Here is a 23146-nt window from a genome sequence, read left to right on the forward strand (position 1 = left end):
GACGTCCTGACGCGGCGCATTTCACTGCGCCGCCGCTCAGTCACCTCCGCCTCGTCTCGTCACTGCCTAGATCGATGGCGCACCGTCGTGCGCCGTCTGCGCCAGCGCCCGTCGCGCTGCAGCTTCGGCGCGCTCCCCCAACTCTTCGATGCGATGCCGCGCGCGTGGCGCCCAGAAATCCGGCACGATAAATCCGCGCTCGCATTCGAACCAGTCGCCGCCATGCGCGTCATCCGCACGTCGGCGCAACGACACGATCAGCAACGGCTCGGCCACGCCCCGCTCGCGCCAGTGTGTCTCGATGCGCGCGCGCATCGCGTCAAGCGAAAACACCGCCGAATCGTCGACACGCGCGGGAGCAAGCCAGCGGGCACGCGGCAGCATTGCCCACGTCTGGTCCTGCTGCGCGGATTGCGCATGCGCCCACCACGCGTCGAGCGTCGCCCACCAGCCCCGGCCATGCGCGTCGGACGCCACCTGCGGCAACCGTCCGCGCTGGCCCAGCGGATGGAATAACCACCCCTTGAGATACACCTGCGGCAACCAGGGCCCGGCGGCGGGCAGCGCAATGCGCGCGGCATCGATCGTCGTCAGACGCAGTTGATGGCCGAGCAGCCGCGCGACTTTGTCGGCAAGACTGTCGGCAAGATTCGGTCCGAGCCAATGAAACTGGAGGGCGCGCTCATCGAGCGTGGCATCAGACGATTCGGGCGGCACGAACAGGTACAGCTTCACCGCCAACTCCCAATGCAGCAGACGATGGTCGGCGCGACGCGTCAGCAGGAAATCGCACTCGCCCAACGTCATGTTGCCACGACGCGCGTCGCGCACTTGCAGGCCTGCGGCGAGCAGATCGAAGCGCGGACTGTGCAGCAGCGCGAAATGCAGCAGTTGCTCGGCGTAGCGGCCCAACCGGTGGCTTTCGCCGCGCGCGAGCATCTCATGCAATGCCTCGGGATCGGCGTCGCAGGCGAGCAGCCAGTCGTGGAGGATGCGGGAATGGATGACGGGTTCGGAGACGCCGGGAAGCGTCGCAGACGCGATGCCCGGCGTTACCTCGGCAGAGGCAGGGGCAGAGGCAGAGGCAGCAATGATGGCTGAGGTATCGGGAGGGACCGACGCGGCATCGGCCGCCGCCTGCACACCGTCGAAGTGCGCCAGTGCCGCGGGAAAGCGCGCGGCACTGAGCAAATCGGCGGACAACAGTAACCACGCGAGGTCGCGCACCGGCGCCTCGCGCAACGTTTCGATCAGTTCGCCGTAGGCTTGTTGTCCGGAGTCGTTTCGCACACCGCCTCGTAGGTAGCCCGCGCCAGGCACCAATCCGTCCAGGCCTTGGCCTTGTCGGGCAGACTGCGTAACAGATATGCCGGATGGTACGTCACGATCACCGGCACCCCTTCGTACTCATGCACACGCCCGCGCAAGCTGGCGATGCTCGCCTGCGTACGCAAGATGCTCTGTGCCGCGAAACGCCCCATCACCACGATCACGCGCGGCTTGAGCAACGCGACCTGACGCTTGAGGTACGGCTCGCAACTCGCCACCTCGTCCGCCTCCGGGTCCCGGTTGTTGGGCGGACGGCACTTGAGCACGTTCGCGATATACACGTTCTCACCTCGGGCCAGCGCCGAAGCGCGCAGCATGTTGTCGAGCAACTTGCCCGCCTGACCGACGAACGGCTCGCCCTGTAAATCCTCCTGCTGCCCCGGCGCTTCGCCCACGAGCAGCCAATCCGCCTCGCGATCGCCGACACCGAAGACGGTTTGCGTACGTTTCTCGCACAGCCCGCACAAGCGGCAATTGGCGACGCGCTCCGTCAGCGCATCCCAATCCAGTGTCTCGACACCCGGCAGCGCAGGGCGCGACGGCGCCGGATCCGCATCGCGCACGATCGACCACAGCGCGGCATCGGCGGCGGCATCGCCGTCACCATTGCCTTCGCTGTCGAGCCACATCGGAATGTCGTCGGGCGGCATGTCCGATACGCGACGGTTGCTGTCGCGCGTGGCGGGCGTCGCGGCAGCGGGGGCCGGATGGGCTTCGCGTTGCGCGGGGGCGGCGAACCGGGCAGATGTCGCAGGCGCATCGTCGAACGCCGAAGCGCGCGCCGCAGGGCGTGTGGCCGCTGCCAGCCCGGCGGATGGCGTCACATCCCATGGCGGCAGTTCCTCGGCATGCGCGGCGCCCTGGGCGCCCGAAGGCTCGACAAGGGTGGCGACGTCGCCATCGTCAGCGGATGCCGCTGCCTGCACCATATTCGCGGCATTGGCCACGGCGTCGTTCGACATCCACACCGGCCACAGCCCGAACTCTTCCAGAATCGCTTTAGGCCACGGCACGATCGCTCTCCCACGACAGGCGCATCACGATGGCGTCTTCACGCCGCCCGCTCGCCGGATAGTATCCCTTGCGCCGGCCGATCTGCTCGAAGCCGAAACGCTCATAAATGCGCAGCGCGCGCACGTTCGACGGACGCACTTCCAACAGCACCCCGCCCATGCCCTGCTCACGCGAAGCACGCACCACTTCTTGCAGCAACTGGACACCCAGGCCGTTGCCCTGCATTTCGGGGATCACGCAGACGTTGAGCAGATGCGCCTCGTCAACCACCGGCATCAGCAGGAAATAGCCCAGCAATGTGCCATCGACGGCGCGCAGACACACGCCCTGATGCCCCGCGTCGAGCGAATCCGCGAAGTTCTGACGCGTCCACGGAAAGGGATACGCGCGCACTTCGACCGCAATGACCTCATCGAGATCGGCCAGCGTCATCGGCGAATAATGGTTCGGGCCGGTCTGGCGCATCAGGGCGTCTCCTTGCCGTTGGCCTGCGTCTGGACTGGCGAAGGCGTGACCGAAGCGCCCTGCGCCGCAGCCTGCTTGATGGCTTCGCGCTCGGCAGTCGTCTGCGCCACCTTGTTACGGATGTAGACCGGCATTGCCTGATCGGCGGGAATGGCTTCGCCGCGAGCGAACGCACGGGCGGCCAACTCGGCCACATACCGCGCGCGCGGCATCGCGTCGGCCAGCACCGCCTGCGCCGACACACTGGCCTGCAGACGCTCGCCAAAGGCCGTGACGGCGTTGCCGGCGACGACGAAATCGGCATCCGGCGCACGCACGTGCTCTGCGGCGTCGAGCGAAGGCGCCTGAACTTCGCGCCAGTCGCTGGCGGCGGCGTCCCAGGCATAGTCGGCCCAGTAGGCCTCGTTCATGCGGGCGTCGAGCGCGACGAGTACGCGCTGCGTGCCGGTACGCATGGCGCGTGCTGCTTCGGCACAGGCGAGCAGCGTACCCACCGGCACCACGGGCAGTCCGGCACCAAAGGCCAGACCTTGCGCGACACCGCACGCCGTGCGCAACCCGGTAAACGAGCCCGGCCCGGCGCCAAAGGCGATAGCGTCGCATTCGGCCAGCGTGAGGCCGGCCTCACGCAACACCTCACGGGCGGCGGGGAGGATATGGGTACTGGAGACGGGACCGGTATCGAGATGACGCTCGACCACCAGGGCCGGCGCACCATTGACAGGATCGTGACGATACACGGCGACCGAACAGAACTCGGTCGAGGTATCGAGGGCGAGAAGCGTAATCGAAGACATGGCGCTATTGTAATCGGGCGCGCGGCGGGCAATCTAGCGGGATCGCGCGAACACCGGCCATTCGTCGCCCGACGGGCGGTCGTCGAGCCCCGCACGCGCTGCGCCCGAACACTCGCCGCCACAGGCCGAATCAGGGGCCCAACAAGGCGCTCGGCAAAGGCCCCATCCCTCCGTGGAAATCCGAACGTGCACTTTTCTGAAAATGGAGGTATAATCCGCGCTTCGCTTCGCGGGGACCTTATGTGATACCCCGTGTGGCGACGAAAAACCGCGTTTTGCCCCAATCCTGTGATAAGCCGCTGTAGTTCTTGCCGGTACTGGCGTTCGTAAGAACGACCCGCCACCGTCCCCTGGCTTACGATACGGATTTCGATCCGCTTTCTGCCCCATCCGCGATTTGCTTCCTGCTTGCGACGAATTGGGTTTGCCGATTGGCGCCAACGCCCCGACATAACCTTACAATCCGCAAGAGGATTCATGGAACAGCATTCCAAGCTGTCTGCCATCGCGCAGACGTATTTCCCTTCGTCCGAAGAAAATGAAAACGCCAACGTTGTCGTCGCCTCCGCTGACGAAGACGAGGGCAAGCCCACGTTCGCCGAACTCGGCCTGAACGAAGCCATTCTCTCGGCCCTCACAACCGCCGGCTACACCAGCCCGACGCCTGTGCAGCAGCGTGCGATTCCCGCCGCGCTCGCCGGTCGCGATCTGCTGGTCTCGAGCCCGACGGGCTCGGGCAAGACGGCCGCTTTCATGCTGCCGGCCATCCACCGCTTTGCCGAAATGCAAGCCAGCGGCGAACTGAGCAACCGTACCGCACCGGCCGCGCATCCGCGCAACCAGCCGGCCGCCCCGGGCGAAAAGCCCCGCAAGGGCCAGCGTGTGCGTCGCGTGGCCGCTCAGCCGCTGCTGCTCGTGCTCACGCCGACGCGTGAGCTGGCGCAACAGGTCTCGACCGCAGCCGACACGTACGGCAAGCAACTGCGCCGTCTGCGCACGGTGAGCATTCTGGGCGGCATGCCCTACCCGCGTCAGCTCGAAATGCTGGCCAAGCAGCCCGAGATCATCGTGGCAACGCCGGGCCGTCTGCTCGACCACATCTCCAGCGGCAAGATCGACCTGTCGCAACTGATGATGCTTGTGCTCGACGAAGCCGACCGCATGCTCGACATGGGCTTCATCGACGATATTCAGAGCATCGTCGACGCCACGCCGGAATCGCGTCAGACGCTGCTGTTCTCGGCAACGATCGACGGCCGCATGGGCGAAATCACCCGCCGCCTGCTGCGCGATCCGGAAACCATCGAGATCACGCGCGGTAGCGAACAACGCACCAACGCCAACATCGAGCAAACGCTTCACTACGTGGACGACCGCGCCCACAAGGACCGCCTGCTCACGCACCTGCTCGGCAACGACGCGCTCGATCAGGCCATCGTGTTTACGTCGACCAAGCGCGACGCCGACCTGCTGGCCGACCAGCTCGAACAAGCCGGCTTCGACAGCGCCGCCCTGCACGGCGACATGCCGCAAGGCGTGCGTAACCGTACGCTGCGTGCTCTGCGCGAGCGTCGTGTGCGCGTGCTGGTGGCAACCGACGTGGCGGCACGCGGCATTGACGTGCCGGGCATCACGCACGTGTTCAACTACGATCTGCCGAAGTTCGCCGAAGACTACGTCCACCGTATCGGCCGCACGGGCCGTGCCGGTCGTCGTGGCGTGGCCGTGAGCCTGGCGGCCCACGGTGAAATCGGTGCGGTGCGCCGCATCGAACGTTACACGCGTGAGCCGCTGCCGGTAAACGTCGTGGCCGGCTTCGAGCCGCGCCGCTCGCCGCCGAAGGCTGGTGCAGGCGGCAAGCGTCCGGGTCAGGGTCGTGGCGGTCCGCGTCATGGTCAGGGCAACGGCGGTGGCCGCTGGAGCAACAACGGTCCGCGTCAAGGCAATGGCGGCGGTTACGGTGGCGGCAACGGCGGCGGCTATCAAGGCGGCCAGCGTTTCGGCGGCAACAAGCCGGCCGGCACGTTCGAGCGTCGCGAGAGCACTGGCTTCCAGGGCGGCTACCAGCAAAACGAAGGTGGCAATACCGGTGGCAATGGTGGCAATGGCTTCTCGAACGGCAGCTCGACCGACCGCTTCGAGCGTCGCTCGCCGCGTCCGTTCGACGGCAACCGTCAGGATCAGGACCGTGGCAGCCGTTCGTTCGAAGGCGGTGGCTACCGTCAGGATCGCGGCACCCGCAGCTTCGACGCACCGCGTCAGGATCGCGGCTTCGGCAATCGCAATGGCGGCGGTGGCTTCAGCAAGCGTCGTAGCGGCTGAGCCTGCAGATTGTCGACAGCGCCGGTGACCTGCCGGCACTGTACGAGATGACAAAAACCCCGGATGTCGACGTTCGTCGACACCGGGGTTTTTTCATGGTTTTTGGTAGTGCGCGGGCTTTTGATTACGCTGCCGCAAACCGATCCGTCGCCTCGATCAGCCAATGCAGGATGGTGGGCTCGCTGAAGGCGTGGCCCGCGTCGGGTGCCCAATAGAAATCGGCCTCGCGCCATTGCTTGTGCAATTCCCACGCGGTGCGCGCCGGCGTCGCAATGTCATAGCGCCCCTGCACGATCACACCGGGAATGCCGCACAGACTGCTCGCCCCGCCGATCAACTGATTCGGCTTGAGAAAGCCGTCGTTCATGAAGTAGTGATTTTCGATACGCGCGAATGCCAGCGCGTAGTGCGAATCGCCGAACGCGTCGGCCAGTTGCTCGTCCGGCAGCAGCGTGATCGTGCTGCCCTCCCACATGCTCCACGCGCACGCCGCCTGGATTTGCACCGCCTCGTCGGGATCCGTCAGCCGCTTCTGGTACGCACGCATCAGATCGCCGCGCTCTTCGGGCGGAATCGGCTCGAGAAACTTCTCCCAACGATCCGGGAACAGCCACGACGCCCCCTTCTGGTAGTACCAACGCAACTCTTCGCGACGCGCGGTGAAAATGCCTCGCATGACCAGCTCGCTCACGCGGCCGACGTACGTCTGCGCATATGCCAGCGCCAGCGTGCTACCCCATGAACCGCCAAGCACGAGCCAGCGTTCGTAGCCGAATTTCTTGCGCAGGGCCTCGATGTCTTTGACCAAATGGTCAGTCGTGTTGTCGTCGAGACTGGCATACGGCAGCGAGCGTCCGCAGCCGCGCTGATCGAATAGCGTGACGCAATACCGGGCCGGATCGAACAAGCGCCGATGCGCTGCCGAACAGCCGCCACCCGGGCCGCCATGCAGGAACACTGCGGGTTTTCCTTTCGGATTGCCGCACCGCTCCCAATAGATGGAGTGTCCTTCACCGACATCGAGCATACCGCTATCGAACGGCTCGATAGGCGGATACAGGCCGCGCAGCACGCTCGGAATGTCTTCCACGACTTTGCCGCGAGCACGTGACGCGCGGGTCTGCTTGCTGCAGTAAGCCTTGGCGTCAATATCCGGAACACTGGTGAATTCGGGTGGCATCGACATCCTCACTGAACAATGGTCAGGGCGTGAAACATTCGAACGTAATGGACTAACGGCAGGCATTCACCGCCGGCACTCACAGCGAGCACCAACGACAAGCACGCCGTCGACGTTCGATACGTGGACAACTAGGACGAAGACCAATAGCGCAAGTTCAGTGTAGCGCGGCGCCTCAAACAAGACAAAGCCGGCGCAAACAAAAATGGGACGATGTCGCCATCGTCCCATTGCGTTGCTTCTGCCTGGCTTGTGCCTGGCGTCGGCGTCGCCGCCTGTCAGACCCCCGACTGCACTGAAGACGTCAGACCTCCTCGTACAACGGCAGCGTGAGGAAATCGACGAAGTCCTCGCTCGTGCTCATCTGCTCGAAGAGCACGGCGGCCCGATCATACGTCGGCGCGACCTGCCCCACGAGCGCCTTCACATGGGCCAGTTCCTGCGGAATCAGTTCGCGTACCAGTTCGGCCGTGACCTTGCGGCCATCGTCGAGCTTGCCCTTCGGCGAGCGAATCCATTGCCACACCTGCGAGCGCGAAATCTCGGCGGTGGCCGCATCTTCCATCAGGTTGTGAATCGGCACGCAGCCGTTACCGGCCAGCCATGCGCCCAGATAGTGAATGCCGACGTTGATGTTGTTGCGCAGTCCCGCCTCGGTGATCGGCGCTTCCGGCTTGAACTCGAGCAGGTCGCGTCCCTTCACGCTCACATCGTCGCGCTGCTTGTCGATCTGGTTCGGACGATCGCCCAGCACCTTCACGAACGCCTCCATCGCCACAGGCACGAGCCCCGGGTGAGCGACCCAGCCGCCGTCGTAGCCATCGGTCGCGTCGCGCGCCTTGTCGCCGCGAATGCCGGCCATCGCCGTCTCGTTCGCCACCGGATCGCCCTTGATCGGGATCAGCGCACTCATGCCGCCAATGGCGGGGGCGTTGCGACGGTGACACGTCTTGAGCAGCAACAGCGCGTACGCCCGCATGAACGGCACCGTCATGTTGATACGGCTGCGATCGGCCAGACAGAAGTCGGCGTCGACCTTGAACTTCTTGATGCAGGAGAAGATGTAGTCCCAGCGGCCGGCGTTCAGGCCCGAGCTGTGCTCACGCAGTTCGTACAGGATCTCGTCCATTTCGAAGGCGGCGAGAATCGTCTCAACGAGCACCGTCGCCTTGATCGTGCCCTGCGCCACGCCCAACGCATTCTGCGCGAGCACGAACACGTCGTTCCACAGACGCGCTTCAAGATGGCTTTCCAGCTTCGGCAGATAGTAATAAGGACCGAAACCGCGCTCGAGCGACGCCTTCGCGTTATGAAAGAAGTGCAGACCGAAGTCGAACAGGCTGCCCGACAGGCGCACGCCGTCCACACTCACGTGCTTCTCGTCGAGATGCCAGCCGCGCGGACGCACGATCAGCGTGGCGACCTTGTCGTTCAGTTTGTACTGCTTGCCATTCTGCTCAAGGCCGATGGTGCCGCGCACAGCGTCGCGCACATTGATATGGCCTTGCAGCTGGTTATGCCAGTTCGGGGTGTTCGAGTCCTCGAAATCGGTCATGTAGCTGTCCGCGCCCGAGTTCAGCGCGTTGATGATCATCTTGCGCTCGACCGGCCCCGTGATTTCCACGCGACGGCATTGCAGCGCCGCCGGCAGGGGCGCAATACGCCAGTCGCCGTCGCGAATCGCCTGCGTTTCCGGCAGGAAGTCGGGCACGTCGCCAGCGTCGAGTCGTGCGGCGCGTGCCGCACGCTCGGCGAGCAGCGTCTGACGGCGCGGCTCGAACGCACGATGCAGCCTGGCGACGAAGGCGAGCGCCTCCGGCGTCAGGATGGCTTCGTACTCGGGGGGAATATCGGTAGCGGCGTCGACATGCAGTTGCATGCCGGGGGGCAGACTCAGGGGCATCAGGGATCTCCAACAGCTTGATTTATATAAGGGAGTACGCCGCAAGGAAGAGCATCAGGGGGCTTTGCGCGGGGCCATCACCTCGCCGGGTGTCAGGCTCGCACTCCCGTCAATGCGGCGCACTGCGTGGTCCGCCAGCATTGACCGACGATTTTATTATTGATGACGATCATCATAAAAGCGCATGAAAATCACTTTATCTATGACTTTTTAGTACATAATCGCCCCCCATGGATCGCTTCAAACAATTCGAAACGTTCGTTGCCGTCGCTGCCAAGGGAAGTCTGTCGGCCGCAGCAACGCTGGAAGGCGTGGCCCCAGCGGTGATCGGGCGTCGCATCGACGCGCTCGAATACCGGCTCGGTGTGAAGCTGCTCGTGCGCACGACCCGGCGCGTCACCCTCACGTTCGAGGGATCGGCGTTTCTGGAGGACTGCCAACGCATTCTCAACGAGATGCACAACGCCGAGGCAGCGGTGTCCGCGGGTGGCGTGAAGGCGAGCGGACACCTGCGGTTATCGGCGCCGGCCGGGTTCGGACGACGCCACGTCGCACCGCTGTTGCCGGTGTTCATCGAGTCGCATCCGGACGTCACCGTCACGCTCGATCTGTCCGACCGGCTCGTGGATCTGGTCAACGAGGGCTTCGACTGCGCCATTCGCCTTGGGGAATTGCCCGATTCCAGCCTCGTGTCTGTGCGTTTGGGCGATACCCGGCGCGTGTGCGTGGCGTCGCCGGGCTATCTGGCCGCACACGGACGCCCCGAGTCGCTCGACGCCCTCGCCCGTCACAACTGCCTCGCGTTCGGCGCGACGGCCAACCAGCAGCGCGGCTGGACCTTCGCGCAGAACGGCAAGGTCGTCACCATCCGTGTGAACGGCACCATGGAGTGCACTGACGGCGCGGTGCTGCACGATTGGTGTCTCGACGGCTACGGCCTCGCTTGGCGCTCTTGGTGGGAAGTCGGCGACGACATCCGGGCCGGCCGTCTGGTAAGCGTGCTGGACGCGTTCGCCGCCCCGCCCATTGGCATTCACGCCGTGTTTGCGCAGCGTCGGCATCTTCCGCTACGGGTTCGCCTGTTCATCGATCACCTGAAACACCAGTACGGCAGCTCGGCCTACTGGCAGGACGACCTGCCCCAGAACGCGGCGCAAGACGTGTCGATCTGACGCAGGGCGCACGAGGAACGTTTGCTACGTACGCCCCGTCTGATATCTACACCGGGATGACGCCTAAGAGTGGGCATGCCGCGGTATCGATTTCGCGGCATTCATACGCGTACGAGACGTGCGGGATGTCGGGATGCCACGATTGGGTTTTCCTTGAGACGTCGGCGGCGGGGATATGGGGTTTGCGGGTTTGCCCCCGTTGCTGCATCGCGCCAACGCCATAGAATCGAAGCGAAGGGTCTGCTGGCGATGCATAGGTGGCATCGTGCGTTACACGACAGCGGACTGGGTGCGAGACCGTAATACCTGCGCGAGCCTGTGAACGCGTGTTCAGCAACGCCAACTGCGGGAGGTCATATGTTGTTTACCCACATCCTCATTCCGACCGATGGCTCGGAGCTATCCGAAAAAGCCGTCACCGGCGGACTCGAACTGGCGCGAGCCCTGAACGCCAAAGTGACCGGCTATTGTTGCCTCGCCGAGTATCCCTATTCGCCGTTCAGCGAATATGTGCTTGAAGCACCGGCCACGTTCAGCGAACGCATCGCCGAAGAGGCGTGCGCGCATCTCGACGAACTGGCCAAGGCCGCCGCCGCCGCAGGCGTGCCCTTCGACCGCGACAGTTCCACCTTCCCCGCCCCGTATCTGGGCATCATCGATGCCGCAGAACGCCATGGCTGCGACGTCATTCTGATGGCATCGCACGGCCGGCGCGGGCTCACGAGCCTGTTGCTCGGTAGCGAGACGCAACGCGTTCTGGTGCACTCCAAGATTCCGGTGCTCGTCTACCGGTGACTCCGGCGGCGCATGCGGCAACAACACATGCCCCCATGAAAAAAAGCCCGTGAGCGGGATAAGCTCACGGGCCTCTTCTCGTTCAGGCATGCACGGCAACCCTCACGGCGACGGGAACGCCGTCAGAGTTGCCCCGGCCGGATAGGCCGGACGCGCGGTCATGACGCCACACGCTGTGCCAGTCGACGACGTGCCCCCACGCGCATCGAGACTGGCGCTCGCATCGCGCCCTCCCTCAGCCCTGTCAGGCTGCCTTGACCTGCGCCTTCTTTTCGTCGAAGAACTGTTCGTCCTCCGTCGAACCCTTCAGGGCCGTGGTCGATGCGTCGCGCTCGATCGTTTGCGTGACGGCATCGAAGTAGCCCGTACCCACCTCGCGCTGATGCTTGACTGCCGTGAAGCCCTTGTCGGCGGCCGCGAATTCGGCCTCCTGCAACTCCACGAAGGCGCTCATCTGACGGCGGGCATAACCGTGCGCCAGATTGAACATCGAGTAGTTCAGGCTGTGGAAGCCGGCCAGCGTGATGAACTGGAACTTGTAACCCATGGCGCCGAGTTCCTTCTGGAACTTGGCGATGGTCGCGTCGTCGAGATTCTTCTTCCAGTTGAACGACGGCGAGCAGTTGTACGAAAGCATCTTGCCCGGGAAGTGCTTGTGGATACCCTCGGCGAACTGCTTGGCGAATTCGAGATCCGGCTTGCCGGTTTCGCACCACACCAGATCGGCGTACGGTGCGTAGGCCAGACCGCGGGCAATCGCCTGGTCGAGGCCGTTGCGCGTGCGGTAAAAACCTTCGACCGTGCGCTCGCCGGTGCAGAACGGCTGGTCGGTCGGATCGACGTCGGCGGTGATCAGGTCCGCCGCTTCGGCATCGGTACGGGCGATCAGCACCGTCGGCACGCCGAGCACGTCGGCTGCGAGACGCGCCGCCACCAGCTTGGCAACAGCTTCGCGCGTCGGCACGAGCACCTTGCCGCCCATATGGCCGCACTTCTTGACCGATGCGAGTTGATCTTCGAAGTGCACGCCACCGGCGCCCGCTTCGACCATCGCCTTCATCAGTTCGAAGGCGTTGAGCACGCCGCCGAAGCCCGCTTCCGCGTCGGCCACGATGGGGGCGAAGTAATCGATATAGCCTTCGTCGCCCGGATTCTTGCCTTCCGACCATTGAATCTGGTCAGCGCGCGTGAAGGTGTTGTTGATGCGGCGCACGACTTGCGGCACCGAGTTGGCCGGGTACAGCGACTGGTCCGGGTACATTTCGCCCGCGAGGTTGGCGTCGCCCGCCACTTGCCAGCCCGACAGGTAGATGGCCTTCAGGCCGGCCTTGACCTGCTGCATGGCCTGGTTACCGGTGAGCGCGCCGAGGGCGTTCACGAACGGCTCGTCGTTAATCATGCTCCACAGACGCTCCGCGCCACGGCGAGCGAGCGTTTGTTCCGGCTGGATCGAACCGCGCAGACGCACCACGTCTTCGGCCGAGTAGCCACGCTTGATCCCCGTCCAGCGCGGGTTGTTCGCCCAGTCTTGTTCGAGTTGCTTCACCTGTTCTTGGCGCGTCGTCATGATGATCTCTCCTGGTTTCTCGATACAAATAAAAAAGTGACTCTTTGCTGTCTTGCGCTCGTCGGGACCGCGGTTGACCGCTTTCGACGCCTCAAGATCAGCAGGTCTTGTATAAGAGTTTAGGGATTTCTCACGCAACGCAACAGAACGAATCAGCGTCTCATGTCATATTTTTTATTTATTAAAATCAACCACATAACAAAATAATTTCTTGATGTGAAACGTTATTTTCCTTCCTGAAATACGGATGTTGTGCCAAGCAGCGCAAATTTTTACGCACCGCAAAGACATTCCACATCATGAAAAAGGCCGATGACGAGGGTCATCGACCTTGAGAGACGCGATATGGCGCCGTACGTGGCGCCGGCGACATAACCCCGTGCCTGGCGCCGCATCAGTGCTCCGCGCGAGGCAAATCCGGCAGTTTTATGAGCCCGCGCGGCTCACGGATGGCACGGCCTTGGGCGGCTTGCACACCAGCCAGACGGCCAGTGCAATGAAGCATCCACCGAACAGATGCGCCATGGTGACCGCTTCATTCAGGAACAGTGCGCCCCACAGCACGCCGAACGGGGGGATGAGGAAAGTCACGGTCAGCGAGCGCAACGGCCCCAGATCCGCGATCAGACGGAAGAACAGCATGTACGCCACCGCGCTGCACAGAAACCCGAGCGCGGCCATCGACGCCCAGACACCCGGCGTGGCTGGCCCGGGAATCCCGGACGTGGCAGATACGTAACCGAAGAACGGCAGCAGCACGACAGCCGCTCCGAGTTGGCTGCCGAACGCGACGAGCTTCGCGTCGAGGCCGCCCCGCTCGGTAATCCAGCGCTTGGTGAGATACCCCGCGAGCCCATAGCAGGACGTCGCGACCAGACACGCCAGCGCCCCCATGAGCACCGGCCCCGACATGGAGACCGGCCCGGTGCGCGTGAGCACGGCCACCCCCGCGAGGCCCAGCAGCACGCCCCATCCCTTCGCCGAGGTCAGCCGCTCCCGGAAGAACAGCGAACCAATGACAACCCCCATCATCGGCGTAGTGGCGTTGAGGATCGCGGAGTACCCCGCGGGCAGCACGCGCGCAGCGAGGCAATACATGACAAACGGGATGCCGGAGTTGATGACGCCGAGCACCATCGACGCCCCCAGCAATCCCTTGAACTCCCAGCGAACGCGCAACGCGAGCAGGATCACGGCCAGACCGATGGCCCCGAGCGTCACGCGAAAGAACGCCGTAGGCAGCGGCCCGAGCGCGGGCACGATGATGCGCATGAAAAGAAAGCTCGCGCCCCAGATGGCGGAGAGCATCAGCAAACGGGCAATATCGGATGAACGCATGGTCGAATGGACGGCGCGATTGACCGCCCGGAGAGAATCGGAATGTGTGAATCGTCCCATATCGGCGCCGGAGACGCTGGTCATATTCGGACATGGCGGCACGCCCTGGAACGTCATTCCTGGTCGGCTCGCCCCCGGGAAAATCGAGATTTGCATTCGCCATTTTTCGGAATCGTCGCATTGAGCGTCCGAGACGTCGCACGATATGGTCGTGATTCGACCGTTCGGAAATTTTCATACGACATGACATATCGCGATTCGCGCCGTCCAGCGCAGCACGGCACGCCTGACGATGGCGGCAACACGGCCCTGCCGTCACGCCTGCGTCTGGGCGCCACGCTTCACCCCATCCCTCGAACGCGACTTCGATGCCGGGAAACGTCGCCCGTCGCCGCACCACGTGGCTACGACCTCTGGAATCACTACGAAGTCAGTTGGCTCGACATGCACGAGCGCCCGCAGATCGCCGTGGTGGAACTGGTGATTCCGTGCGACTCCCCGTACACCCTTGAAATGGCGGACGCCCAACGCTATTTCCTGGCACTGCGCGAGCATGGTTTCGAATCGACGGACGCGCTCGAAGCGCACGTGGCAGGCGAATTGTCGCAGTGTTTAGGGGCGTATGTTCTGGTTCGCACGACGCCCGTGCGTCAGGCGGTGCGTAGCACTATTGCGTGCGGCCCCCTCGTGCAGACGCTGGATTCGGAACCGGTCGGCGTGGTGCGCGGCGGCGTGCAAGCCGATCTCTTGTGTCATGTGCACGACGCCGACGCAGCGCTCGCCTCCCCCGTGCACGAATGCCTGAGCTCGGACCTGCTGAGCGTGCGGTGTCCGCTCAGCGGTGGCGTCGATTACGGCACGGTGTGGTTCGACTACACCGGCACGCCGATTTGCCGTCGCGCCCTGCTCGCTTACGTGCTGTCGTATCGCGACAGCGAGATGTACATCGAGCAATGCGTGGAAACGCTCTTCTCCGATATCCTCGCGCGATGCTCGCCGGCACGGCTCGTTGTCGGCGCCCGCTTCACGCGACGCCACGGTATCGACATCAACCCGGTGCGCTCGACGCATGCCACGGCCATCACCAATATCCGCACCGTTCGTCAATAAACGCAATGAACGCAACAACCGCAAGAAACGATATGGCATCGACGCCATCTGCCGCCGCCGTTCCGTACGGCCGTCAGGCGACTCGCATCACCCCCGCCGTCATCGTGCTGGCGATCGGCTTCGTCAGCTTCCTTCTGATCTCGAACGCGATGGGCGCGCGCGTGTGCGAGATCCCGCTGCCATGGGCGGTGACAAACGAACCGTTGCGCCTTACGGTCTCGGCCGCGCTCCTCAGCTTCCCGTTCGCCTATCTGTTCTCATCGGTACTGACCGAGGTCTACGGCTATCGCATTAGCCGCGTGGTGATCTGGAGCGGACTGGGGGCCAATCTGGTAATGCTGGCGTTTCTGTGGGTGATGGCCATGCTGCCGACGGACGCAGCGTGGGCCGAGCAGACCGGTTTCACCGACGAGGTGCAGCGCCACTGGTTCGAGGCCATCGCGCATATGTTTCTGGCGTCCGTGTCGGCGTGTCTCGTGGGAGAGTTTGCGAACGCGGCCACGCTGGCGCGCATGAAGATCGCGATGCACGGTCGTCTGGCGAGTCTGCGCTTCATGGCGGCCAGCGCGCTGGCCGCAGCGCTGGACTCGATCGTCTTTGTGGTCGTGGCGTTCGCTTATGTGCTCGACGTCGAGGCGATGGCGCGAATGGCCGGGGTCGAATTCGTCTTCAAGTGCGCGTTGCAGTGGCTGGTGCTGCCCGCAACGATCGGTCTGGCGCGCTGGCTCAAGCGCACGGACGGCATCGATCACTACGACGTCGGCACCTCGCTCAATCCGTTCGGCTTCCGGGTGCCGGTGCCCGAGCCTGCGGTGGAAACGTCGGTCGGTAGTCAGTAGCTCGCGTCAGGCGGGTTTCATTCGTCCCCCCTGACGTTGCGGACCGACGCTCACGCCGCGTTCGCCTCCCGCGCGCGGCGATACGCCACCCAGTCACCGCCGGGGATCTGCGGCAACTGGCCGACCGCCGACGCGCTCACCGAATAGACAATGCACGCGTATGACGCGCCGTCGCAGCTCACGTCGTGCATTTCCCGCACGAACAGCCCCGCCTCCCCGGGGTAGACGGCTTCGATTTCATCGAGCACGGGGATCAGCGCCGCCGGAATGCGATAGATATCGCCGCTCACGCGCCCCGCCGCGCCCACGCCGAGCACCATGCCCGGATAGTGGCCGAAGTCATAGAGCTGTCCGCCGAGCGTGGACGTGCCGACATACACCGGGGCCGCAATGCCGTGGCGCTGCGCCGCGCATATCATGTCGTTGATCTCGCCCGCGCGCAGCGTGCCGTAGACGAAGACATGCACGGCCTCGTCTTGCGAATGGGCAGCATCGTTCGCATCGTTCACATCGTGCAAATCACGCGAAGCGGTCATCATTACGGGCATCCAGGTCGAAAGTGACAGGCAACGAGTTTACACTTATGAAACCCCAATTGTCGCGCTCACGCCATGCCCAACCCCATGCCTGCGCCGCCCGGTCCGATCGACACCGAGCCGCCGGCCCTCGATCCCCCTGCCGCCGAACAAAGCGAGTTCGACAAGTACGTCGTGCCGGCGTCGTACTCGCCAACGCCGGAGCGTCCGGTGCGCCTGCGTGCGCGGCCGTTGCGCGACGGCATTCGTGTGCCCAATCATCGCCACGCCTGGGCGCAAGTCGCGTACACGCCGCGCGGTGTGATCCAGATCGCCGTGGCCGACGCCGCCTGGATCGTGCCGCCCTCGCGGGCCATCTGGATTCCGCCCGACATCGAGCACAGCCTTCAGGTCAACGAGCCGTCGTACCTGCGCACGTTGTACGTGCATCCGGACGTCATTCCGCCCGGACTCGATCACTGCCGGGTCGTGGAAGTCTCGCCATTGCTGCGTGAGCTGATCGCCGCCATCGACGTGCCGGAGTCGGAACTCGACACGCCTCGCGAGCAACTGCTCGGCGGCCTGATTCTGGATGAACTGCGACGCGCCTCGCCGCTCCCGCTGGAGGTGCCGCTGCCGCGCGACAAGCGACTGCTCACGCTGTGTAACGCGATGCTGGCCGATCCTGCCCGCACCTGGACACTCGACCAATGGGCGCGTTATGCCGGGGCCAGCCCGCGCACCATCGGGCGCTTGTTCCGCCAGGAACTCAATATGAGCTTCGTGCAGTGGCGTCAGCAGGTGGTGCTCGCGCAAGCGATTCCGCTCGCGTCGAAGGGGTACCCGCTCGCGCGCATTGCACGCGAGCTGGGTTATCGAAGTCAGAGTGCGTTTTCGGCGATGTTCAAGCGGACTTTCGGACGCACGCCCACCGACTTCTTCGCCACCGTTCCGGACGCTACATCTGCCGGAACAGGTGAGCGTACTGACGACTGACCGCCACGCGGTCCTTGCGGCGTTTGAGTTTGAGCGTGAGACGGCCCAGCGGCGTATGCTGCGCGCTCACGACTTCGCTCACGTTGACCACCGTGCTGCGGTGCACCTGCCAGAAGCGGGACGGGTCGAGCTGCGGCAGCAACTCGCGCAGGCTGGTCCGGATCAGCAGATCGCCGTCAATCGTCGCCACCATGACGTATTTGTCCGCCGCTTCGAAAAAGCAGATTTCTTCGACGGGCACGATACGAACCTCGTCGCGCACCGACGCCCGCACGAATTGCAGATACTCACGAGGCATCGGTACCGCCGGCTCCGGGGCCTGAGCCACGGGTGCGGCTGCCATCACCGGTGCAACCCCAGCCAGATGCGTGCGTAACGTCGTGAGCAACGCGGAGAGCGTGTCACCCGTGGGAGCGGCCAACCGTTCACGCACGCGGGCCACCGTGCGCGCGAGACGCCCCGGCTCCACGGGCTTGAGCAGATAGTCGACGGCGGCGGCATCGAAAGCATCGAGGGCAAACCGGTCGAACGCCGTCACAAAGACGATTTGCGGCGGCCGGGCCAGTCGTGCACACGCACGCGCGACGTCGATGCCGGTGGCGCCGGGCATCGCGATGTCGAGAAACACCACGTCAGGGTGAGACTGTGCAATGGCGGCAATCGCCGACGTGCCGTCCGGTGCGACGGGCAGCACGTGCAGCTCGGGCCACGTCTGCGCCAGCAAGGTGCGCAGCGCGTCGGCGAGCAGCGGTTCGTCTTCGGCGATCAGGGCGACGGGGGATGTCATGCACTCCACTCTCTCGGGACTAGAAACCTATGCCACCGCGCCACCCGATGCCGCCGGGTGCCCGGACAACGCCACGGGCAAGCGCAATGTCGCGACGACACCTCGCGGCACGCCCTCGCTGAGCGTGAGGCGCGCGGCGTCGCCGTAGAGCACCCGCAGGCGCTCTCGAATATTCGTCAGACCGATGCCGCCGGCGCGCTCCGCGCCATGACTTGCCGGTCTCGCAGCAAAGCCCGCGCCGTCGTCCGCCACGCGCAGCACGACATGCGTAGCCCCCGACCCTGAGCGCTCCAACCGGGCGCTCACGTCGACCCTGGCCCCATCGGCCAGCGGCTCGACGCCATGCTTGACAGCATTCTCGACAAGCGGCTGCACGAGCATCGGCGGCACGCATAATGCGCGGCACTCGTCGGGAAGATCGAACGTGTAGCGCAGACGCTCGCCAAAACGCACTTGCTGGATCGCCAGCAGTTCGTCGAGCAGCGCGAATTCGTCGGCCAGCGTGGTGAGCTCCGAGCGCGTCGCGGCAAGCGACGCACGCAGGAACCGGTTCAGATGCCCGAGCAATACGCGCGCACGCGCCGGGTCGCTCGCCATCAACGAGTCGAGATTGGCAAGCACGTTGAAAAGGAAATGCGGCTCCAACTGGGCTTGCAGCGTCTGAAGCTGCGCGTGCACGAGTTGCTTGTCCGCGGCCGCTTCGCGCAGCGCCTGTTGCGCCGTCGCCTCACGCAATTGCGAGATCCGCGCCCGCGACCAGCCGTGATAACTGCCGATGGCCGTCGCAATCAGTGCGATCAACAGGACGACAGGCAAGGCATGCCCGTTGACTGGCCGCCACATCGATATAGGCAGGCCGAGCAGCACCGTGCCCGTGGCGATGCCCACGACCAGCCCGGCCGCGCAGCCGAGCACGACCAGCAGCAGAAACCACACCATCGACGGTGTCGCGTCGCGCCAGATCGCGCGGCGGCCGCCGTCCACGAATACTGTGATGGCAATACCGATGCACTGACTGAAAACGAGGTTCTGCACGAACGAACCGCCGTAGCCGATGAACCAGAGCATCAACGCAATGGCCGTGTTGAAAAGCAACACGCCCGCCAGTTCGCGCCAAAACGTCTGCCACAGGCCGCGCGTCGCTTTGACGGGCGCCATGTGGGAGAGCGAAGAAGCCTGTGCGGTCTGCTCGGACTGGGCGGATTGCGGTAATTTCATCATCGACGTCATTTTCGTGCGTCCTGCGGCCCGACGGCACTCGTCATGGCGAGCAGGCCCGGCCCGGACTTCAGCCCCGTTTGCGTTTCTCCAGACGTTTGTTTTAATGCCCCTGCTTGCTTATCGCCGATTTCGCTTCTGTGGCTTCTATCGCTGCCGTAGTTTCCTTCGCTTACGGCCCTCGCATCATGGCGGTCGCGCGCCCCACGGTTTGCGTCCTGCGTCGTGCCAGACACCGCTTGCGTTGCCTCATGGTGCCACATCTGCGCGAGCGCATTGCTGAGCGTTCGCCCGGGGACTGCCACGGCCGCGACTCCTGCGATCACCAGTCCGGCATACAAGCCCAGCATCTGCCGCCGATGCGCGATCACGTTGCGCCGGCGAATCGCCAGCACCGCCAGCACCAGACTCACCAGCACATAAGCCGAGAGCGCGTGCAGCCACGACAGATGTCCCGCGCCAAGCTCGCGAATGCCGAAGCTCGTCGTCGCCGTCACCGCCATTGCCGCCACCCACAGGCGGCCCATCCAGCGGTGCCGTGGCGTGCCACGCCGCATGAGTAGAATACCCACGCCCAACATCACCGCCACTACCGCTGCAGTTAGGTGAATTCCCACAATCGTCGCCATAACGTCCTCATTGAGTTCGATACATGGCCTGACGATAAGAACCTGCCGTGCCGCACGCATCCCGCGTGCGACGAACGGCCCTCCCCAGCCGCCAACCGCATCAGCCTGGCGCGAACGGACGGCGCCGAAAGCGAAGCCAGACACGGCCGTGCGGCCATCCGGCGAGCCAATGCGGCGGTCGCGCATTTTCGCCGACGATTGTGACACGACGATGCACCGCGGCACGTGTAAAAAACAGGCAAAAAAATCCCCGCGTCCTTAGCGGAACGCGGGGAGGTGCGACGACCCCATGCGGCAATGAATCAGCGGGCTACGCCCAGGCTTACTCGGCAGCCGCCTCGGTCTCTTTGCTCACCTGCGCGGCGGTCTCGCCATCGAAGGTAAAGCGTCCGTTGCGCCAGTCGACCGGGATCGTATCCTTCGGCCCGAACTTGCCCGCGAGGACCAGCTTGGCGACCGGATTCTCGATCTCCTGCTGAATCGCCCGCTTGAGCGGCCGGGCGCCATACACCGGGTCGAAACCTTCGCGTGCCACATGCGTGAGCGCCGCCTTGGTGATCTCGAGGTTCATGTCGAGCTTGGCCAGACGTCGACGCAGGATCTCGATCTGGATCGTGGCAATCGACTCGATATGCTTCTGGTCGAGCCCGTGGAATACCACGACTTCGTCGATCCGGTTCAGGAACTCGGGACGGAAGTGCTCCTTGATCTCCGTCCACACAGCGTCCTTGATCCGGTCCTGCGGCTCGCCGACCATCGACTGAATCATTGACGACCCGAGGTTCGACGTCATCACGATCACCGTGTTCTTGAAGTCCACGGTGCGTCCCTGACCGTCCGTCATGCGACCGTCGTCAAGCACTTGCAGCAGCACGTTGAAGACGTCCGGGTGCGCCTTCTCGACTTCGTCGAGCAGGATCACGCTGTACGGCTTGCGACGCACGGCTTCCGTCAGATAACCGCCTTCCTCGTAACCGACGTAGCCCGGAGGCGCACCGATCAGACGCGCCACGCTGTGCTTCTCCATGAACTCGCTCATGTCGATGCGGATGAGGTGCTCCTCCGAATCGAACAGGAACATGGCGAGCGCCTTGCACAGTTCGGTCTTGCCCACACCGGTCGGCCCGAGGAACAGGAACGAGCCGTACGGACGATCCGGGTCCGACAGCCCGGCACGCGAGCGGCGGATGGCGTCGGCCACGGCGGTAATCGCCTCGTCCTGCCCCACCACACGCTCGTGCAGCTTGCCTTCCATGTTGAGCAGCTTCTCGCGCTCGCCCTGCATCATCTTCGACACGGGAATGCCCGTGGCGCGCGAGATGACTTCCGCAATCTCCTCGGTGCCCACCTGCGTGCGCAACAAACGCGGCTGCACTTGCTGGCCCGCTGCGGCGGCGGCATCGGCGTCCTTCAACCGCGCTTCGAGTTGCGGCAGCTTGCCATATTGCAGTTCGGCCACCTTGTCGAGCTTGCCTTCGCGTTGCAGCTTCGCGATCTCGGCACGCACGCGGTCGATCTCTTCCTTGACCTGCGCGCTGCCCTGCACGGCGGCCTTCTCGGCCGTCCACACTTCTTCGAGATCGGCGTACTCGCGCGCCAGACGCGAAATCTCTTCCTCGATCAGGCCCAGACGCTTCTGCGAAGCCTCGTCCGTTTCCTTCTTGACGGCCTCGCGCTCGATCTTCAACTGGATCAGACGACGATCGAGCTTGTCCATCACTTCCGGCTTCGAGTCGATTTCCATCTTGATCTTCGACGCTGCCTCATCGATCAGGTCGATGGCCTTGTCCGGCAGGAAGCGGTCGGTGATGTAGCGCTGGCTGAGCTCCGCTGCGGCCACGATGGCCGGGTCGGTGATCTCCACGCCGTGGTGCAGTTCGTACTTCTCCTGCAAGCCGCGCAGAATCGCAATGGTCGCCTCGACGCTCGGCTCTTCGACGAGCACCTTCTGGAAACGACGCTCCAGCGCGGCATCCTTCTCGATGTACTTGCGATATTCGTCGAGCGTGGTCGCACCGATGCAATGCAGCTCACCGCGCGCGAGCGCCGGCTTGAGCATATTGCCCGCGTCCATCGCACCTTCGGCCTTGCCCGCACCGACCATCGTGTGAATTTCGTCGATGAAGAGGATCGTGCGGCCTTCGTCCTTGGCGATGTCGCTCAACACGCTCTTCAGACGCTCTTCGAATTCGCCGCGGAACTTCGCGCCCGCAAGCAGCCCGGCCATGTCGAGCGAGAGCACGCGCTTGTTCTTGAGCGATTCCGGCACTTCGCCATTGACGATGCGCTGCGCGAGCCCTTCCACGATCGCGGTCTTGCCCACGCCCGGCTCACCGATGAGCACCGGGTTGTTCTTCGTGCGGCGTTGCAGGATCTGGATCGTGCGACGAATTTCGTCGTCGCGGCCGATCACCGGATCGAGCTTGCCCGACGCGGCGCGCTCGGTCAGATCAAGCGTGTACTTCTTGAGGGCTTCGCGCTGACTTTCGGCATCCTGACTATTGACGGACGCGCCGCCACGCACGCCTTCGATGGCGGCTTGCAGCGATTTGCGCGTAAGGCCGCGAGCGCGAGCGAGCTTGCCCGTGTCGCCCTTGTCGTCGGCGAGCGCGAGCAGGAACATTTCGCTGGCGATGTAGCTGTCGCCGTGCTTCTGCGCTTCCTTGTCGGCCTGATTGAGCAGGCCTGCGAGCTCGCGGCTGACCTGCACGTTGCCGTCGGTGCCCTGCACCTGCGGCAGCTTCGCGATGGCTGTCTCGATGTCGTGCGCCAGCGGCTGGACCTGCACGCCTGCGCGTTGCAGCAACGAGCGCGCAGCGCCCTCGGGTTGTGCGATCAGCGCGGCGAGAAGGTGCAGCGGCTCGATGTATTGCTGGTCGCGACCGACTGCCATGCTTTGGGCATCAGCCAGCGCTTCCAGGAACTGCGTGGTGAATTTGTCTTGTCGCATCTAGTGCTCCGGTAAGAAATCTCTCTGGATCGGATGTGCGGACAATCCCCGGCGGTTTCAAGGGGCATTACAGCGCGACGATGGGCATTTCGCGCGACACCGGACGATGCTTGGTGGCAAGGCTTGCAGCGGCGGGGACATCGCCGCTGCGCAACCGCAGAGCGTGACGTGGCGCCGTACGGTGTTGCGCGCCAGCGCAGGACACGCCCGGATTTGAAGG

The 23146-nt window shown here is 64.2% G+C and carries 19 protein-coding genes; 6 read left to right on the forward strand and 13 right to left on the reverse strand.

From position 1 onward, the window contains the following. Nucleotides 1–66 precede the first annotated feature (66 nt). The 4 genes from ACIPHM_RS02745 to tsaB are packed head-to-tail and all read right to left on the reverse strand — an operon-like array spanning nt 67 to nt 3605. Nucleotides 67–1290: a DUF1853 family protein gene (locus ACIPHM_RS02745; RefSeq protein ID WP_400324361.1), complete on the reverse strand. Its 1224-nt coding sequence runs from the start codon at nt 1288–1290 to the stop codon at nt 67–69. Beyond that, on the reverse strand, nt 1251–2291 hold the full coding sequence (locus ACIPHM_RS02750; RefSeq protein WP_400325288.1) for a uracil-DNA glycosylase family protein: 1041 nt from the start codon (nt 2289–2291) through the stop codon (nt 1251–1253). The genes ACIPHM_RS02745 and ACIPHM_RS02750 overlap by 40 nt, the downstream gene beginning before the upstream one ends. 37 nt (nt 2292–2328) lie before the next feature. Further along, nucleotides 2329–2808 carry a ribosomal protein S18-alanine N-acetyltransferase gene (gene rimI, locus ACIPHM_RS02755; RefSeq protein ID WP_400324363.1) on the reverse strand — a complete coding sequence of 160 codons (480 nt, stop codon included), beginning with the start codon at nt 2806–2808 and terminating at the stop codon, nt 2329–2331. Beyond that, the gene (tsaB, locus tag ACIPHM_RS02760) at nt 2808–3605 is read right to left on the reverse strand and encodes a tRNA (adenosine(37)-N6)-threonylcarbamoyltransferase complex dimerization subunit type 1 TsaB (RefSeq protein ID WP_400324365.1); all 798 of its coding nucleotides are present in this window, start codon (nt 3603–3605) and stop codon (nt 2808–2810) included. The genes rimI and tsaB overlap by 1 nt, the downstream gene beginning before the upstream one ends. A gap of 477 nt (nt 3606–4082) precedes the next feature. On the opposite strand from tsaB, the gene ACIPHM_RS02765 reads away from it, so the two are divergent. Continuing rightward, the gene (locus tag ACIPHM_RS02765; RefSeq protein WP_400324367.1) at nt 4083–5927 is read left to right on the forward strand and encodes a DEAD/DEAH box helicase; all 1845 of its coding nucleotides are present in this window, start codon (nt 4083–4085) and stop codon (nt 5925–5927) included. Between the two features lie 124 nt (nt 5928–6051). Here the strand turns inward: ACIPHM_RS02765 and pip are convergent, their stop codons facing one another. Continuing rightward, nucleotides 6052–6987: a prolyl aminopeptidase gene (pip, locus tag ACIPHM_RS02770; RefSeq protein ID WP_400325290.1), complete on the reverse strand. Its 936-nt coding sequence runs from the start codon at nt 6985–6987 to the stop codon at nt 6052–6054. A 424-nt stretch (nt 6988–7411) separates the two neighbouring features. Then, nucleotides 7412–9010: a malate synthase A gene (aceB, locus tag ACIPHM_RS02775; RefSeq protein WP_400324369.1), complete on the reverse strand. Its 1599-nt coding sequence runs from the start codon at nt 9008–9010 to the stop codon at nt 7412–7414. A gap of 230 nt (nt 9011–9240) precedes the next feature. Here aceB and ACIPHM_RS02780 point away from each other — a divergent pair, with 230 nt between their 5' ends. Together ACIPHM_RS02780 and ACIPHM_RS02785 are read left to right on the forward strand one after the other, a co-directional pair. Further along, nucleotides 9241–10182 carry a LysR family transcriptional regulator gene (locus ACIPHM_RS02780; RefSeq protein ID WP_400324371.1) on the forward strand — a complete coding sequence of 314 codons (942 nt, stop codon included), beginning with the start codon at nt 9241–9243 and terminating at the stop codon, nt 10180–10182. A 360-nt stretch (nt 10183–10542) separates the two neighbouring features. Next, nucleotides 10543–10977, forward strand: a complete 435-nt coding sequence (locus ACIPHM_RS02785; RefSeq protein ID WP_400325292.1) for a universal stress protein — start codon at nt 10543–10545, stop codon at nt 10975–10977. Nucleotides 10978–11221: 244 nt separating this feature from the next. Here ACIPHM_RS02785 and aceA read toward each other — a convergent pair whose 3' ends face one another. Next, complete coding sequence (aceA, locus tag ACIPHM_RS02790) at nt 11222–12544, reverse strand: isocitrate lyase (protein WP_400324373.1); 1323 nt, start codon at nt 12542–12544, stop codon at nt 11222–11224. Nucleotides 12545–12970: 426 nt separating this feature from the next. Beyond that, the gene (locus tag ACIPHM_RS02795) at nt 12971–13882 is read right to left on the reverse strand and encodes a DMT family transporter (protein ID WP_400324375.1); all 912 of its coding nucleotides are present in this window, start codon (nt 13880–13882) and stop codon (nt 12971–12973) included. 243 nt (nt 13883–14125) lie between these two features. Here ACIPHM_RS02795 and ACIPHM_RS02800 point away from each other — a divergent pair, with 243 nt between their 5' ends. Next, nucleotides 14126–14992, forward strand: a complete 867-nt coding sequence (locus tag ACIPHM_RS02800; protein ID WP_400324377.1) for an NADPH-dependent 7-cyano-7-deazaguanine reductase QueF — start codon at nt 14126–14128, stop codon at nt 14990–14992. A gap of 32 nt (nt 14993–15024) precedes the next feature. Next, entirely contained in the window at nt 15025–15831 is an 807-nt protein-coding gene (locus ACIPHM_RS02805; protein ID WP_400324379.1) for a VUT family protein, read from the forward strand. 50 nt (nt 15832–15881) lie between these two features. Here the strand turns inward: ACIPHM_RS02805 and ACIPHM_RS02810 are convergent, their stop codons facing one another. Continuing rightward, the gene (locus ACIPHM_RS02810; RefSeq protein ID WP_400324381.1) at nt 15882–16370 is read right to left on the reverse strand and encodes a gamma-glutamylcyclotransferase; all 489 of its coding nucleotides are present in this window, start codon (nt 16368–16370) and stop codon (nt 15882–15884) included. A 72-nt stretch (nt 16371–16442) separates the two neighbouring features. Here ACIPHM_RS02810 and ACIPHM_RS02815 point away from each other — a divergent pair, with 72 nt between their 5' ends. After that, nucleotides 16443–17342: an AraC family transcriptional regulator gene (locus ACIPHM_RS02815; RefSeq protein WP_400324383.1), complete on the forward strand. Its 900-nt coding sequence runs from the start codon at nt 16443–16445 to the stop codon at nt 17340–17342. Here ACIPHM_RS02815 and ACIPHM_RS02820 read toward each other — a convergent pair. The 4 genes from ACIPHM_RS02820 to clpB all read right to left on the reverse strand — a co-directional run bounded on the left by ACIPHM_RS02820 (nt 17305) and on the right by clpB (nt 22926). Further along, nucleotides 17305–18129, reverse strand: coding sequence for a LytR/AlgR family response regulator transcription factor (locus tag ACIPHM_RS02820; RefSeq protein WP_400324385.1), 825 nt, complete (start codon nt 18127–18129; stop codon nt 17305–17307). The genes ACIPHM_RS02815 and ACIPHM_RS02820 overlap by 38 nt on opposite strands. 27 nt (nt 18130–18156) lie before the next feature. Continuing rightward, a complete protein-coding gene (locus ACIPHM_RS02825; RefSeq protein ID WP_400324387.1) occupies nt 18157–19350 on the reverse strand; it encodes a sensor histidine kinase in 1194 nt (397 codons plus the stop codon). A 5-nt stretch (nt 19351–19355) separates the two neighbouring features. Beyond that, nucleotides 19356–20183 (reverse strand): DUF2306 domain-containing protein, encoded by an 828-nt coding sequence (locus ACIPHM_RS02830; RefSeq protein ID WP_400324389.1) that lies wholly within the window; start codon nt 20181–20183, stop codon nt 19356–19358. 115 nt (nt 20184–20298) lie between these two features. Further along, complete coding sequence (gene clpB / locus ACIPHM_RS02835; RefSeq protein ID WP_400324391.1) at nt 20299–22926, reverse strand: ATP-dependent chaperone ClpB; 2628 nt, start codon at nt 22924–22926, stop codon at nt 20299–20301. Between the last annotated feature and the right edge of the window lie 220 nt (nt 22927–23146).

Source organism: Pandoraea sp. NPDC087047, from assembly GCF_044745225.1.
Lineage (GTDB): Bacteria > Pseudomonadota > Gammaproteobacteria > Burkholderiales > Burkholderiaceae > Pandoraea.

Excerpts from the sequence above, each read along its gene's own strand:
- clpB (WP_400324391.1), bottom strand. The coding sequence starts at position 22,926 with ATGCGACAAGACAAATTCACCACGCAGTTCCTGGAAGCGCTGGCTGAT.
- rimI (WP_400324363.1), bottom strand. The coding sequence starts at position 2,808 with ATGCGCCAGACCGGCCCGAACCATTATTCGCCGATGACGCTGGCCGAT.
- ACIPHM_RS02780 (WP_400324371.1), top strand. The coding sequence starts at position 9,241 with ATGGATCGCTTCAAACAATTCGAAACGTTCGTTGCCGTCGCTGCCAAG.
- ACIPHM_RS02750 (WP_400325288.1), bottom strand. The coding sequence starts at position 2,291 with ATGTCGAACGACGCCGTGGCCAATGCCGCGAATATGGTGCAGGCAGCG.
- ACIPHM_RS02815 (WP_400324383.1), top strand. The coding sequence starts at position 16,443 with ATGCCCAACCCCATGCCTGCGCCGCCCGGTCCGATCGACACCGAGCCG.
- ACIPHM_RS02825 (WP_400324387.1), bottom strand. The coding sequence starts at position 19,350 with ATGATGAAATTACCGCAATCCGCCCAGTCCGAGCAGACCGCACAGGCT.
- tsaB (WP_400324365.1), bottom strand. The coding sequence starts at position 3,605 with ATGTCTTCGATTACGCTTCTCGCCCTCGATACCTCGACCGAGTTCTGT.
- ACIPHM_RS02765 (WP_400324367.1), top strand. The coding sequence starts at position 4,083 with ATGGAACAGCATTCCAAGCTGTCTGCCATCGCGCAGACGTATTTCCCT.
- ACIPHM_RS02795 (WP_400324375.1), bottom strand. The coding sequence starts at position 13,882 with ATGCGTTCATCCGATATTGCCCGTTTGCTGATGCTCTCCGCCATCTGG.
- ACIPHM_RS02805 (WP_400324379.1), top strand. The coding sequence starts at position 15,025 with ATGGCATCGACGCCATCTGCCGCCGCCGTTCCGTACGGCCGTCAGGCG.
- ACIPHM_RS02800 (WP_400324377.1), top strand. The coding sequence starts at position 14,126 with ATGACATATCGCGATTCGCGCCGTCCAGCGCAGCACGGCACGCCTGAC.
- ACIPHM_RS02820 (WP_400324385.1), bottom strand. The coding sequence starts at position 18,129 with ATGACATCCCCCGTCGCCCTGATCGCCGAAGACGAACCGCTGCTCGCC.
- aceB (WP_400324369.1), bottom strand. The coding sequence starts at position 9,010 with ATGCCCCTGAGTCTGCCCCCCGGCATGCAACTGCATGTCGACGCCGCT.
- ACIPHM_RS02810 (WP_400324381.1), bottom strand. The coding sequence starts at position 16,370 with ATGATGACCGCTTCGCGTGATTTGCACGATGTGAACGATGCGAACGAT.
- aceA (WP_400324373.1), bottom strand. The coding sequence starts at position 12,544 with ATGACGACGCGCCAAGAACAGGTGAAGCAACTCGAACAAGACTGGGCG.